At 65.3% G+C, this 12,789-nt stretch carries 12 protein-coding genes, 2 tRNA genes and 1 pseudogene; 7 read left to right on the forward strand and 8 right to left on the reverse strand.

The window, feature by feature from the left end:
- Positions 1 to 281 precede the first annotated feature (281 nt).
- Positions 282 to 662, forward strand: a complete 381-nt coding sequence (locus P6U28_RS18435) for a YciI family protein (protein WP_122406594.1) — start codon at positions 282 to 284, stop codon at positions 660 to 662.
- Positions 663 to 665: 3 nt separating this feature from the next.
- Here P6U28_RS18435 and P6U28_RS18440 read toward each other — a convergent pair whose 3' ends face one another.
- The gene (locus P6U28_RS18440) at positions 666 to 1,256 is read right to left on the reverse strand and encodes a TMEM175 family protein (RefSeq protein WP_407122934.1); all 591 of its coding nucleotides are present in this window, start codon (positions 1,254 to 1,256) and stop codon (positions 666 to 668) included.
- A gap of 128 nt (positions 1,257 to 1,384) precedes the next feature.
- On the opposite strand from P6U28_RS18440, the gene P6U28_RS18445 reads away from it, so the two are divergent.
- Positions 1,385 to 3,442 carry an ATP-dependent helicase gene (locus tag P6U28_RS18445; protein WP_407122936.1) on the forward strand — a complete coding sequence of 686 codons (2,058 nt, stop codon included), beginning with the start codon at positions 1,385 to 1,387 and terminating at the stop codon, positions 3,440 to 3,442.
- A 63-nt stretch (positions 3,443 to 3,505) separates the two neighbouring features.
- Here the strand turns inward: P6U28_RS18445 and P6U28_RS18450 are convergent, their stop codons facing one another.
- Genes P6U28_RS18450 through P6U28_RS18460 form a run of 3 tightly spaced genes read right to left on the reverse strand, consistent with a single transcriptional unit; the run spans position 3,506 to position 6,625 of the window.
- Positions 3,506 to 4,753 (reverse strand): amidohydrolase family protein, encoded by a 1,248-nt coding sequence (locus P6U28_RS18450; RefSeq protein WP_407122937.1) that lies wholly within the window; start codon positions 4,751 to 4,753, stop codon positions 3,506 to 3,508.
- Between the two features lie 13 nt (positions 4,754 to 4,766).
- Positions 4,767 to 5,270, reverse strand: coding sequence for a GAF domain-containing protein (locus tag P6U28_RS18455; protein ID WP_209295883.1), 504 nt, complete (start codon positions 5,268 to 5,270; stop codon positions 4,767 to 4,769).
- On the reverse strand, positions 5,267 to 6,625 hold the full coding sequence (locus P6U28_RS18460; RefSeq protein WP_129145190.1) for an MFS transporter: 1,359 nt from the start codon (positions 6,623 to 6,625) through the stop codon (positions 5,267 to 5,269). Before P6U28_RS18460 ends, P6U28_RS18455 begins: the two co-directional genes overlap by 4 nt.
- Positions 6,626 to 6,737: 112 nt before the next feature.
- Here P6U28_RS18460 and P6U28_RS18465 point away from each other — a divergent pair, with 112 nt between their 5' ends.
- On the forward strand, positions 6,738 to 7,661 hold the full coding sequence (locus tag P6U28_RS18465; protein ID WP_407122938.1) for a LysR family transcriptional regulator: 924 nt from the start codon (positions 6,738 to 6,740) through the stop codon (positions 7,659 to 7,661).
- A gap of 137 nt (positions 7,662 to 7,798) precedes the next feature.
- Complete coding sequence (locus P6U28_RS18470) at positions 7,799 to 8,830, forward strand: LLM class flavin-dependent oxidoreductase (RefSeq protein ID WP_407122939.1); 1,032 nt, start codon at positions 7,799 to 7,801, stop codon at positions 8,828 to 8,830.
- Between the two features lie 109 nt (positions 8,831 to 8,939).
- Here P6U28_RS18470 and P6U28_RS18475 read toward each other — a convergent pair.
- Positions 8,940 to 9,025: transfer RNA gene (locus P6U28_RS18475), tRNA-Tyr, on the reverse strand.
- Positions 9,026 to 9,232: 207 nt separating this feature from the next.
- Between P6U28_RS18475 and rlmB the strand changes: the two genes are divergently transcribed.
- Positions 9,233 to 10,066, forward strand: coding sequence for a 23S rRNA (guanosine(2251)-2'-O)-methyltransferase RlmB (gene rlmB / locus P6U28_RS18480; protein ID WP_164937118.1), 834 nt, complete (start codon positions 9,233 to 9,235; stop codon positions 10,064 to 10,066).
- Positions 10,067 to 10,126: 60 nt separating this feature from the next.
- Here the strand turns inward: rlmB and P6U28_RS18485 are convergent, their stop codons facing one another.
- Together P6U28_RS18485 and P6U28_RS18490 are read right to left on the reverse strand one after the other, a co-directional pair.
- Positions 10,127 to 10,639, reverse strand: coding sequence for a hypothetical protein (locus P6U28_RS18485; RefSeq protein WP_407122940.1), 513 nt, complete (start codon positions 10,637 to 10,639; stop codon positions 10,127 to 10,129).
- 43 nt (positions 10,640 to 10,682) lie between these two features.
- Positions 10,683 to 11,165, reverse strand: a complete 483-nt coding sequence (locus P6U28_RS18490; protein ID WP_407122941.1) for a hypothetical protein — start codon at positions 11,163 to 11,165, stop codon at positions 10,683 to 10,685.
- 282 nt (positions 11,166 to 11,447) lie between these two features.
- Between P6U28_RS18490 and P6U28_RS18495 the strand changes: the two genes are divergently transcribed.
- Together P6U28_RS18495 and P6U28_RS18500 are read left to right on the forward strand one after the other, a co-directional pair.
- The gene (locus P6U28_RS18495; RefSeq protein WP_122402647.1) at positions 11,448 to 11,909 is read left to right on the forward strand and encodes a hypothetical protein; all 462 of its coding nucleotides are present in this window, start codon (positions 11,448 to 11,450) and stop codon (positions 11,907 to 11,909) included.
- A 188-nt stretch (positions 11,910 to 12,097) separates the two neighbouring features.
- Positions 12,098 to 12,172, forward strand: a tRNA-Thr gene (locus P6U28_RS18500).
- A 225-nt stretch (positions 12,173 to 12,397) separates the two neighbouring features.
- Here P6U28_RS18500 and P6U28_RS18505 read toward each other — a convergent pair.
- Positions 12,398 to 12,772 (reverse strand): annotated as a pseudogene (locus tag P6U28_RS18505) (hypothetical protein); the annotation flags it as partial.
- Positions 12,773 to 12,789: the final 17 nt, after the last annotated feature.

The raw sequence follows: 12,789 nt of genomic DNA on the forward strand, positions 1-12,789 counted from the left end.
CCCGCCTCGTCGTGCAAATCGGCCGGCTGCGACTGTGCCGCCCGCCGCGCATCCCAGATGATCTTGATGGTGTGACCCGACATTGCCGCCTCCAGCCAAAGCTTTGTTGTTCGTGGTCCATCAGTCGCGACCAGTTCCGGCGGCGTTCACATGGCAAGGCCGCAATCGGGTTTCAGGACGGTTTCGCTGCTTGCCGGCCACGCAATATTTTGCTTCGGGATTGTCGGCACGGGCTGCCGGGCCGCGTCCTTGGAACTTGCGCAGAAAGAAACGAGGTGATGATGCTGTACGCCATCCTGGCCTATCACGTGGAAGACGAAGTCCTGTCCTGGACGCCGGAGCAGGACGCCGCGGTCGTGGCCAAAGTCATCGAGGTTCAAGCACCTCTTCGGGCCAGCGGACAGTTTGGGCCGGCGGCCCGCCTGGATGAAACCCGAAAGGCCCGCACCCTGCGGGGCCCCGGCGCGGGCATGGTGCTGGACGGGCCGTTTGCCGAGACCAAGGAGCAGCTTCTGGGCTTCCACCTGATGCAATGCGCCACCGAGGATGAGGCGATCGCGGCGGCGCGGAAGCTGCGTGCGGTCAATCCGACGGCCGTCTACGAAATCCGCCCGGTCAAGCTCTACGTGCCGGCCGATGGGTTCGGCGCGACATCCGGTTGAGTCCTACGCCTCCAGCCCTGTCCGCCCCGCATAGAAGCGCTGGATCACGAGCCCGCCGAACGCAATGAACCACACAAAGGGGGCGACCTGGGGCGCGAACGCCGCAACGATCGTGCCCGGGATGAACACCAGAAGTGGAAACAGCGAGGCCATGATCTCGTGGCGCCAGCCGCCCAGGATCGTCCACCACATCCAGGCGTTGAGGCCGGCAATCGCGGTCAGATGCAAGCCGTAGAGCACGGCGACGGCGCTGCTCATGGCGTAATTGGTATAGAGGCCGTTGGTCACCGGCAGCAGCACGATCGAGAGCAGGAAAAACAGATTGAGGATCACCATGCCGCGGCTGCCGACCGGCTGGCGCGCCAGCCGGCGGTGATGACTGATCCAGAACACGCCGGCGATGATGAAGCTGAGCGCGAAGCCGGCGAGCTTGCCGGAATAGACATGGGCAAGATCGCTCCAGCCGGGAGCGCTGGTGAACACCGCAGCCTTGGGCAGGTCGTAGGCGAGCAGCGTCATGGCGACACCGAAGATGGTGTTGCTGAGCGATTCCAGCCGCCGCATCTCGAACTGGTCGGGCTTGAGCTCGGTCATAGCGGACGCGTTTCTCGGGCTGGAACTCGGGGCCGCCCCTTCCCCCTAAATCCTAAACCCGGTTTCGTCCAGCCGCATTGCGATTCGCGCCGGGATCGCCGACTCTCATCCTTTCACCGGGGCGATTCGTGGCGACATATCTGGACACGCTCAATGCGGAGCAGCGCCGCGCCGTCGAGCATGGCGTGGCTGAAGGCGCGACCGTGGGCGCCCCCCTGCTCGTCATCGCCGGCGCCGGCTCCGGGAAGACCAACACGCTGGCCCACCGCGTTGCGCATCTGATCGTCGCAGGCAGCGATCCCCGCCGCATCCTGCTGATGACATTTTCCCGCCGCGCGGCGGCGGAGATGGCCGGCCGCGTCGAGCGTATCGCCCGCAAGGTGCTGGGTGAGAACAACGCCGCGATCATGCGCGATGCGCTCACCTGGGCCGGCACCTTCCACGGCATCGGCGCGCGGCTCCTGCGCGAATATGCCGAGCGGATCGGCGTCGATCCCGCCTTCACCATCCATGACCGCGAGGACTCTGCCGACCTGATGAACCTGGTGCGGCACGAGCGCGGGCTGTCGAAGACCGAGAGCCGCTTTCCCGCCAAGGGCACCTGCCTGTCGATCTATTCCCGCTGCGTCAATGGCGAGATGGAAATCGAGAAGGTGCTCGGCCAGCACTATCCCTGGTGCGCGGGCTGGGCCGCCGAGCTGAAGGGCTTGTTTGCCGCTTATGTCGAGGCCAAGCAGGCCCAGCACGTGCTCGATTACGACGACCTCCTGCTCTACTGGTCGCAGATGATGAGCGATGCGCTGATTGCGGAAGAGATCGGCGGGCGCTTCGATCACGTGCTGGTCGACGAATATCAGGACACCAACCGCCTGCAATCCTCGATCCTCTTGGCGCTGAAGCCCGACGGGCGCGGCCTCACCGTCGTCGGCGACGACGCGCAGTCGATCTATTCGTTCCGCGCCGCCACCGTGCGCAACATCCTGGAGTTCCCGCAGAGCTTCTCGCCACGCGCGGAGATGATCACGCTCGACCGCAATTACCGCTCGACACAAGCGGTGCTGTCAGCGGCGAACGGCGTCATCGGCCTGGCGCGTGAGCGCTTCACCAAGAATCTCTGGACCGACCGCATTTCGGGTCAGAAGCCGCAGCTCGTCACCGTGCACGACGAGGCCGATCAGGCGCGCTACATCGTCGAGGCGGTGCTGGCGAACCGCGAGCAAGGCGCGCTGCTCAAGCACCAGGCGGTGCTGTTCCGCACCTCGTCGCATTCGGGCCCGCTGGAGATCGAGCTGACCCGCCGCAACATCCCGTTCGTCAAGTTCGGCGGGCTGAAATTCCTCGACGCCGCCCATCTCAAGGACGTGCTGGCGCTGTTGCGCTTCGCCGAAAACCCGCGCGACCGCGTCGCCGGCTTTCGCCTCCTGCATCTGTTGCCGGGCATCGGCCCCGCGACGGCGCAGCGCGTGCTCGACCAGATGGCGGAGAGCACCGACCCGCTTGCCGCGCTCGGCCGGCTCCCGGTGCCGGCGCGCACCGGCCCCGACTGGACCGACTTCGTCCGCACCGTCGAAAACCTGCGCTATTCGGAATGGCCTGCCGATCTCGAACGCGTGCGGCTCTGGTACGAGCCGCATCTCGATCGCATCCACGAGGATGCCGAGACGCGCCGCGCCGACCTGATGCAGCTCGAGCAGATCGCCGGCGGCTATGCCTCGCGCGAGAAGTTTTTGACCGAACTCACGCTGGATCCGCCCGATGCGACCAGCGACAAATCCGGACCGCCCCTGCGCGACGAGGATTATCTGATCCTCTCCACCATCCATTCCGCCAAGGGCCAGGAGTGGAAATCGGTGTTCGTGCTCAACGTCGTCGACGGCTGCATGCCCTCCGATCTCGGTGCCGGCACCAGCGCCGAGCTCGAGGAGGAACGCCGCCTGCTCTATGTCGCGATGACGCGCGCCAAGGACGATCTCCACCTCGTGGTGCCGCAACGCTTCTTCGTCCACGGCCAGGCCGCCAAGGGCGACCGCCACGTCTACGCCTCGCGCACCCGCTTCATCCCGAAGCAGCTGGTCTATCTGTTCGAGCGCACCGCCTGGCCGAAAGCCGCGGCGGGCGCAGCGCGCACTGCCGCGCAGGGGCCGAAGATCGACATCGGGGCGAAGATGCGGGGGATGTGGCGGTAGTTGGCGTCTTGTTGTGACGCGTTTTCTTTACGCGAACCGGTATCCACTTCGCTCCAAAAGGCTTTAGGCTTTCAGCCTGTCGAACTGGACCTTCCCCGCCTTCACCACTAGCGGGATATGCTCGCCCTGACCGAGCAGGCAGGCGACATCGCGCAGCGGATTGCCGTCGACCACCAGCAGGTCCGCGATAGCCTCCGGCATGATGCGACCGAGCTTGCTCTCCATGCCGAGCACCTCGGCACCGATCACCGTCGCGCTGGCGATGACGGCGCGCGGGCCGAGGATTTCGGCGCGAATGCGGAATTCATCGCTCTGCAGGCGTTGCGACGGCCCGAGCAAATCGCTGCCGAAGCCCATCTTCACGCCGGCGTCGCGATAGATCGCGAGCGAGCGCAGGCCGGCGTCGCGGACATCGGCGATCTTGGCCACGCTCTCGGGTGGCAGGCCGTATTGGGCGCCCTCGTTGGCGAGCGCCTCATAGGTGACGAGCGTCGGCACCACATAGGCCCCCTTTTCGGCCATCAGGTGCGCGGTCGGCGCATCGACCAAATTGCCGTGTTCGATGGTGCGCACGCCGCAGCGCACCGCGCGCTCGATCGCGGCAGCGGTATAGGCGTGGGCGAGCACATAGGTCTGTCGCCCGCGTGCCTCCTCGACGATCGCGCGGATCTCGTCCTCGGAGTAACCAAAGGCGCCAACCGGATCGGTCGGCGACGCCACCCCGCCGGAGGCCATGATCTTGATCTGGTCGGCCCCCATCTGGAGCTCTTCGCGCGCGGCCTTGCGTACGCCGTCGACGCCGTCGGCCACGCGCGCCAGCGCGCCGACCCGCACGCAGCAGGGACAGGGCGCGTCACTCGCAAGGTAATCCGAGCGTGCCCGCATGTCGCCGTGGCCGCCGGTCTGGCTGAGCGCGCGACCGGAGACGAACAGCCGCGGTCCATCGGTCAGGCCGGTCTCGATCGCCTGCTTCAGCGCGTGGCCGGCGCCGCCTGCGTCGCGAACCGTGGTGAAGCCACGCCGCAGCATGCCGCGCAAGAGCAGCGTCGAGCGCAGCGTCACCAGCACGTTCGGCATGTGCACCTGTTGCGCCAGATTGAGCTCGACCGCGATCGCGTGAACATGCAGATCGATCAGCCCCGGCATCAGCGTCTTGCCGTTCAAATCGATGGTGCGATCGGCGGTGGCCTGGATCGGCCGGTCGGAGATCTCCCTGATCAGATTGTCCTCGACCAGCACATGATGCCCCTCCAGCAAGTCCGGCTGGAGCGGATCGAGCAGTGCGGCGTTCTTGAAGAGGATGCTTGTCATCGCGACGGTCCTGTCAGAGATCGGCCGGCGAGAGCAGTGCCGGCAAGGTAAGCTGGGCAAAGGGAAGGCACGCAGCCACATCATCTTCGCCGTACCAGCCCGCCTCGTGAAGCAGATTGAGCGAGCCGAGCGTGCGCCCGCGCCAGCGCACGGGCATGTTGAGCACGCTCTCGCAGCCGAGCGAAGCGATCAGCTCATGATCGGAGAAGACGGTGCGCAGATCGTCATGAGTACGGCCGATATAGGCTTCGCCGCGATCGAGCACGGCCTCGGTCCACGGTCCGGGCGTGAGCCGCTTGCGTCCGCCGGTCGGGTACGGGCTCGGGAGATTGGAATAGACCCGCGCCGCTTCACCGGTGCTGCCGTCATAGGTGAGGATCGTGAACAGCTTGTGCCCGATCGCCGACTTCACGGCCTGGTCCAGCGCCACGTACAGCGCATCCGGCTGATCCATCCTGCCCTGCGCCGCCGCGACGGCGCAGAGCCAGGGATCGGCCTTCAGTTTCGTCCGCGTCATGCGACTTCGCCCGCCGCAATCTCCTCCAGCGAGCGACCGCGCGTCGGCACGCCCATCAGCACGACGGTGACAGCCCCGAGCAGCAGCACGGTGGTGGTGACGCCGAACACGCCGGCAAAGCCGAAGGTCGGATAGAGATAGCCGACCAGGATCGGCGAGACGATCGCGCCGATGCGGCCGATTGCGGAAGCGAGCCCGGCACCCGTGGTCCTGACCGGGGTCGGGAAGACTTCCGCGGTATAGGCATAGACGCCCGCATAAGTGCCGTTCATGAACAGCGACAGGAAGATTCCCGCCGCCATGATCTGCTGGTCGCTCTGCGCGAAGGCGAGCCCGAGCGCGCTGGCGCCGCCGAGCACCATGTAGGTCGCGATCGTCGCCTGCCGGCCAATGCGCTCGTTGAAATACGCCGCGCTGAAATAGCCGGGAATCTGCGCGCAATAGATCGCGATTGAATAGGCGAAGCTCTTGGTGATGCTCATGCCGTTCTGGACCAGGAGACCGGGGATCCAGACGAAGAAGGAATAATAGCTGAAGGTGATCGCCAGCCACATGATCCAGGTCATGATGGTGATGCGCGCCTGCCGGCCCGTCAGAAGCGCGGCGAAATTGGCGAGCAGAGTCCCGCCTGTCCCCGCCGGCGCTGTTGCTTCCACCACCGGCTGCGGCAGGACATGACCCTCGCGCGCAAAGCCCGCCTCGATCCGGTCCAGCAGGGCCTCCGCTTCCTTGCCCCTGCCCCGGCTTTCGAGCCAGCGCGGCGATTCCGGCAGCGACTTGCGCCACCACAGCAGCATGACGACCGGCACCGCGGTGATCACCAGTACGATACGCCAGCCGTTGTCGGAGGTGGGAACGATGAAGTAGCCGAGCAAGGCTGCGGCGACGAAACCGAAGGAGAAGAAGCCGGCCAGCGCGCCGGTGAAGCTGCCGCGATAGCGGCGCGCAACGAACTCCGCGAGATAAGGCGCGATGATCGCGCTCTCCGCGCCGGTGCCCATGCCGGCCACGACACGCGCGGCGAAAAAGGACGGCCATGTGTCGACCACCGCGCTCACGATCGACGCCGCGCAATACAGCGCCAGCGCCGACATCATCACCGCACGTCGGCCGATCAAATCGCCCAGCGTGCCGGCCAGCAACGCGCCGAACAGGAAGCCGATGTAAGTGCTGCTGCCGAGCACGCCGATCTGCACGCTCGACAGATTCCACGCCGTGCGCAGCACCGGCAGGATGAAGGCCAGCACCGCCGCGTCCATCGCGTCGAACATGTAGCCGAGCCCGCCCATCAGCAGCAGATGCGTGTGGAAACGTGCGAACGGAAGGCGCTCGATGCGCGCCGATATCATCGACATGAAAGTCCCCCTCTGATGTCACGGGCCCGGCGCGCCGCTCGGGAGGGAACCATAGACAAAGTGACATTATCGTCATAATTTATAATCATGATCTAATATATCACTAAGGTGAATGTCCTTGTCGTTCCGCGCGCTCGACCTCAACCTGCTGAAAGTCTTCGAGGCGCTGATGACCGAGGGCAGCGTCACGCGCGCCGCGAATGCGCTGCGGATGACCCAGCCCGCCGTCAGCAATGCGCTCGCGCGGCTGCGCGACGCGCTCGGCGATCCCCTGTTCGTGCGAGCCGGCACCGGTATCCGCCCGACCCAGCGCGCCGTAGTGCTGTGGGAGCCGATCGGCGAGGCACTGGAAAGCCTCCGTGGAGCGCTCGACGAGCAGGTGTTCGATCCCGCCCGCGCACAGACGGAATTCAGCCTGTCGATGTCGGACTACGTCTCCTCGCTGGTGATGCCGAACCTGCTCGACCATCTCGGCAGGGTTTCCCCAAAGTCGCGCGTCCACACTGTGCCCAATACCGTCGTCGAGATCGCCGACCAGCTCGAGGACAACAGAGTCGATTGCGTGCTCAGCGTCTATGTCAACGAGGCGCAGCAGCCGGCTGCCATTCGCTCGCGCTCGCTGTGGACCGTCGACTATGCCTGCTTCATGAGGCGCGGCCATCCGCTTGCTGCCCAGAAACGGCTGAGCACGCGAACCTTCCTGAACGCGGGACATGTCGACGTGAGCCTTGCGGGCAAGACCATGCCGTCTTACGACCTCTTCCTTGCCTCGCGGGGGCTGTCGCGCAACCTGGTCGCCACCGTCAATCACTACAGCGCCGCCTACGAGGTCGTGCGCCAGTCCGACCTGATCGCCGTGCTGCCGAGCGACCTGCGCTCGCAATCGAGGCATGCGCCGTTCCTGCATGCGATGCCGCTGCCCCTCAAAGCGCCGCCGCGCATCGTCAGCCTGTTCTGGCACCAGCGCAACGACACCGTGCCGGCGCAGCGCTGGCTGCGCGAAACCCTGGTCGAGATGTTCGCCAGATCCGATTGAGCCCGCCGGTTCGATGAAGAACCGGAAACGATGGCTTTCCTGGAGCAGCATTGTCGAAGCGGTCTTCACCCCCTAGCTCCACCGGAATCATTCCCTCCCACACGACGGCGCCTTCGCGCCCCACAGAGACCTCATCGATGACCGCACCGCTCGAATTCGGACTGGATACCTTTGGCGATGTCACCAGAGCCGGCTCCGGCGGCCTGCTTCCGCATGCGCAGGTGATCCGCAACGTCGTCGACGAAGCGGTGCTGGCCGACGAGCTCGGGCTCGACTTCATCGGCCTCGGCGAGCATCACCGCGCCGATTTCGCGATCTCCTCACCGGAAACCGTGCTCGCGGCGATCGCATCGCGCACCAGGCGCATCCATCTCGGCTCGGCCGTGACGGTGCTGTCTTCGGACGATCCCATTCGCGTCTTCCAGCGTTTTGCAACACTGGACGCGCTCTCGAACGGACGTGCCGAGGTGATCCTCGGCCGCGGCTCCTTCACCGAATCCTTCCCGCTGTTCGGCTTCGACCTGCGCAAATATGAAGAGCTGTTCGAGGAGAAGCTCGATCTGTTCGCCGCGCTGTTGTCGCAGAAGCCGGTCACCTGGGAAGGCAAGCTGCGTCCGCCGCTGCGGGAGAAGCTGGTCTATCCGCCGGTCGAGAACGGCACGCTCAAAACCTGGATCGGCGTCGGCGGCAGTCCGCAATCGGTGGTGCGCGCCGCGCATTACGATCTGCCCCTGATGCTCGCGATCATCGGCGGCGATCCCGCGCGCTTTGCGCCTTACGTCGATCTCTATCACCGCGCCTTCAAGGAGTTTGGCCGCACTGTGCAGCCGATCGGCGTGCATTCGCCGGGCTATGTCGCCGAGACCGATGCGCAGGCGCGCGAGGAGCTGTGGCCCGATTACAAGGCCATGCGCGACCGTATCGGCAAGGAGCGCGGCTGGCTGCCGATGGGACGCGACGAATTCGTCAACGAGGCCGAGCATGGATCGCTCTATGTCGGCTCGCCGGAAACGGTGGCGCGCAAGATCGCGAAGACCGCAAAGGCGCTCGGGATTTCGCGATTTCAGCTGAAGTACTCGGCGGGACCATTGCCGCACGAGAAGCTGATGCGGAGCATCGAGCTTTATGGACGGAAGGTGGTGCCGATGGTGCGGGAGATGATGGGGTAGCGGTTGAGACAGCCTCAGTCCGTCTTCGCCCTACGGGCTTCGCCGGACACCACGCTTCGCCTATCGGGTATCACGTGGCTGCGCCACGCCTAGCCCGAAGGGCGAAGCATGGTGGGGGAGGCAGGACTCGAACCTGCGAAGCCATGAGGCGGCTGATTTACAGTCAGCTCCCTTTGCCACTCGGGACACTCCCCCGCTCGACGGCAGCACAATCGGGCCGGACCTTGCCGGCGGACCGAAGACGGCCATGGAACGTGAAGGCCGCGACAACCCGGATCGGGGCGCGACCGGGCGCGTTTATGGGCGAAGCGGTGGGGCAAAGTCAACCGAGGCAAGCAGCTAAAATCGCCCCCTCAGGCACCGAAATTGCCATATTCCGGAACCCGTGACAGAAGCGAACCCATGAAGGATCGAAAATTCGGCCCCAAGGGGGCTCGCGGCGGCGCTAAGCCCTTCAGCCGGCCCGGAAAATCACCCGGCCGGCCGGCTTGGCGCGAGCGTGATTCGCAAGCAGATGGCCCCATCATTCTCTATGGCTGGCACACCGTCACCATGGCACTCGCCAACCCTCGGCGCCGAATCCGCAAGCTGACGCTGACCGAGAACGCCGCAAGACGACTTGCGGAAGAGAACATCCAGATCCGTGTGGCGCCCGAGATCGTGCGGCCCCAGGAGATCGATCGGCTGCTGTCGCCCGACGCCGTGCACCAGGGGCTCTTGGCCGAGGCCGATCCCCTGCCCTCGCCCGATATCGAGACCTTGACGCAGGAGGGCATGGTGCTGGTGCTCGACCAGATCACCGACCCCCACAATGTCGGCGCCATCCTGCGCTCGGCCGCAGCCTTCGCGGTGAAGGCGATCGTCACCACCGCGCGGCACAGCCCGGAAGCGACCGGCGTGCTGGCCAAGGCCGCCTCCGGCGCGCTCGAGCTGGTGCCGATTGTCACGGTGCAAAACCTCGCTCGTGCGCTGACGGCGCTGAACGAGCGCGGCTTCCAGACCGTCGGCCTCGACAGCGAAGGCAGCGAGGATATCGGCGACGTCGCGCTGCGCGAGCCGCTTGCACTGGTGTTGGGAGCCGAAGGCAAGGGCCTCAGGCAATTGACCCGCGAGACCTGCAGCGTCGTCGCACGGCTCGACATGCCCGGCGAGATCAAGAGCCTCAACGTCTCGAACGCCGCGGCGCTCGCGCTCTATGTCGGCGCCAGCCGGCTCGGTTTGATGAAGCGCCAATAGAACAAAACGCCCGTCCGCATTGCGCAGACGGGCGTCACGTTGGCTCTAACCGATCAGAGATCAGTAATAGCGGCGCAGCACGCGGTGACCGCCATAATAGTACGGCGCGTGGCGATGGGCATAGCCGTAACGCGGAGCATGGCCGTAGTGCACGCGCGGCAGATAGCCGTAGCGCGGGCCATAGCCGTAGCGATACGGACGGAAGTACGGGCGGCGATAGGGATAAGCGGCCGGCGGCGCCACCGTAGCAGCACGATAGCCATAGCCATGACCGTAGCCGTAATTGGCAGGCGCGACGACGGCGTCCTCACGGTAGGTCGGATACGGCGCGAAGGCACCCGGACCGGTATAGGTCGGGCCTTGGTTGACGTAATAATACTGCGTGGTCGGCTCGACGAGACGCTCATAGGCGCCATAGCCATAGCCGTAGCCATACCCGCCGCAGCCGGTGTTGCAGCCGGTATAGACCGGTGCAATCGGCGCGCACGTGGTGAAGCCGCAGGCCGCGGCGGGCGCGGTGGCGGCAAACATCACGGCAGCTGCCGCGACCAGTCCCGAAATCATCTGACGCATTACTCTCTCCTGTTGATTTCCGTTTTTTGGATTTTCACGTTTCTCAACCCGGCGGCTTGCCGGGTATCTCCGTATGCGGCCGCAGCCGAGGGGGCCGAGGACGGTCGTTGATCTCGGGCGCATAGATCACGGGCGGCGGATCGACGGGCACGTCCATCTGCGGCGGCAAGGGCGCGGACGACGCGCCCCAACTCTGGTGGTAGCTCTCGGCGGGCGCCGGCAATTTGCGGTTCGCGGGCGGCTCGACCTCGAGCCGGCCGTAGCCCGGCCGCAGACCCAGCGTCGGATAATAGTGGCCGACGTGGTCGGGCTGCCGCTCGGCGATGTAGCGTCCACCATAGATTGTGGGCTGTACTTGCTGGTTCTTGCCGAGGCCCCAGACACCTTCGACCACGCTATAGGACGCGTCGATGTTGTTGATGATGATCGGCACGCCGGGACGGCCCGGGACGACGATCTCGAAGCCGCCGGCCAACGCCGTCGCAGGCATTCCGATCAGAAAGGCGGCGAGCGCGACAGCGCGCATGAGGAGACCCCGGTTATCCGGGTACAACCTAACCGATCGCGGCGCCGAGAGGGTTAAGGCCAGCTCACCAAATTCCGGTAAGCCTAACGTGCAAGGATTGCGCGACACTCAATGCTGAAGAGCGAACTAGCGAAGCGTTAACGGCGCGGGATTCCGCCGCCGGAACGGCGCCTTTGTGCTCACATCCGTTTGACTGTTCGCCGGCGAAAATCCCACGGTTGCACCGGAACGTCCTGCGCCGTCAGCGTTTAGTTCCCGTCAACAAAATGGGAGCGAAGAACCATGAACATCAAGCTTCTCGGGGCCACCGCGATTGCAGCGACCATGCTGGCAGGCTCTGCCATGGCGCAGGCGGTCGTCACCAATCCGGGCCGCTGCTCGGCGCAATTCCCCAACGCCAATTGCCAGAACCTCGGCCCCGGAAATCCGTACACCGATAGCGGATACCGTCATCGCCGCATGTCCTATCGTCAGACCCGGGCCGACTGGAATAACGATTGGAACAGGAGCCGCACCGGCTTCTGGCCCACCGACGTCGCGGCCGGCGTCGCCGGCGCCGCGATCGGCACTGCCGGCGCGATTGCCACCGCCCCGTTCCGCGCCTGGGACAATTCCTACGCCTATGACCGCGGTTGGGACAATCGCGGCTGGGACACCCGCACCTACGCCCAGCGCAACGGCTTCGTCTGTACGCCCGGCACTTACTTCAAGGGCGAAGACGGCCGCCGGCACATGTGCCAGTAAGGCGGTTTGAGCCGAACGCCACAGATTGGGCGGCGACACGGATCAGGCGGCTCCTCCTCGGGGCCGCCTGATTTCATGCCTGCGACCACGATCGCGGGTTCTGGCACTTTCCAATCAAGTCTGGTATTGCGGCGCGCACGGGCAGACGGCTCCAGGTAGGCCGAGCCCCGCCCCGCATCTTGGGTGTCGCCGGCTTAGCTCAGCGGTAGAGCAGCGGTTTTGTAAACCGAAGGTCGGGGGTTCAATCCCCTCAGCCGGCACCATTGGTTTAGCTCCGCGACCGCAGATCGAAACCTGTCAATGGCCACGGCCCCTTTCGGCGACCACCGGAAGAACTAAATCATCGGTTTGGCGTTATCATCCTCCTGCTATAGAGCCGTCTCGCGGAGGTCTAGCGATGGACCCGAATGATCGGGTAGCCTTAGCCCTATCCGCTGTCGCCTTGGCCATCGCCATTGTGGTTGCATCGACAGTCACGTTGGAGCGCGTCAATACCCGTACGGCCAGCAACGGCGCTCCTCCCGGAACGGTAGGACTCGCCAGGCCCCACCCGCCGCTGGACCGTGCTCCCGGTGAACCGATACAGACAACAGGAACGCCATCCAACGCAAGGCAGCGCCCCTGACCGAACGCCGGCCGCGACCGGCACGAGCAGTCGATGCCTGTGCCTCAGCTTGAACGCTGCGCGCGCTGCCCTGTTCGAAGTGCGCGACGCCGGCGCCACCGATCTCGACCCAGGCGTGTTTCGATTGGTCGAACACCGATCTGACGGGCGCCGGAAAATCCGGACCCGCGATGGCGCCGACGGCAATGCCGATCGTGTCGGGCAGATTGTCGGCCTTCCAGCACACCGTCGAGCCACAGCCAGCGCAGAAATAGA

Source organism: Bradyrhizobium sp. STM 3561 (assembly GCF_045571455.1).
Lineage (GTDB): Bacteria > Pseudomonadota > Alphaproteobacteria > Rhizobiales > Xanthobacteraceae > Bradyrhizobium > Bradyrhizobium vignae.

What these genes read in the sequence shown, in the direction of transcription:
- P6U28_RS18435 (WP_122406594.1), top strand. Translation starts at nt 282, where the DNA reads ATGCTGTACGCCATCCTGGCCTATCACGTGGAAGACGAAGTCCTGTCC.
- P6U28_RS18440 (WP_407122934.1), bottom strand. Translation starts at nt 1,256, where the DNA reads ATGACCGAGCTCAAGCCCGACCAGTTCGAGATGCGGCGGCTGGAATCG.
- P6U28_RS18450 (WP_407122937.1), bottom strand. Translation starts at nt 4,753, where the DNA reads ATGACAAGCATCCTCTTCAAGAACGCCGCACTGCTCGATCCGCTCCAG.
- P6U28_RS18455 (WP_209295883.1), bottom strand. Translation starts at nt 5,270, where the DNA reads ATGACGCGGACGAAACTGAAGGCCGATCCCTGGCTCTGCGCCGTCGCG.
- P6U28_RS18460 (WP_129145190.1), bottom strand. Translation starts at nt 6,625, where the DNA reads ATGTCGATGATATCGGCGCGCATCGAGCGCCTTCCGTTCGCACGTTTC.
- P6U28_RS18465 (WP_407122938.1), top strand. Translation starts at nt 6,738, where the DNA reads ATGTCCTTGTCGTTCCGCGCGCTCGACCTCAACCTGCTGAAAGTCTTC.
- P6U28_RS18470 (WP_407122939.1), top strand. Translation starts at nt 7,799, where the DNA reads ATGACCGCACCGCTCGAATTCGGACTGGATACCTTTGGCGATGTCACC.
- rlmB (WP_164937118.1), top strand. Translation starts at nt 9,233, where the DNA reads ATGAAGGATCGAAAATTCGGCCCCAAGGGGGCTCGCGGCGGCGCTAAG.
- P6U28_RS18485 (WP_407122940.1), bottom strand. Translation starts at nt 10,639, where the DNA reads ATGCGTCAGATGATTTCGGGACTGGTCGCGGCAGCTGCCGTGATGTTT.
- P6U28_RS18490 (WP_407122941.1), bottom strand. Translation starts at nt 11,165, where the DNA reads ATGCGCGCTGTCGCGCTCGCCGCCTTTCTGATCGGAATGCCTGCGACG.
- P6U28_RS18495 (WP_122402647.1), top strand. Translation starts at nt 11,448, where the DNA reads ATGAACATCAAGCTTCTCGGGGCCACCGCGATTGCAGCGACCATGCTG.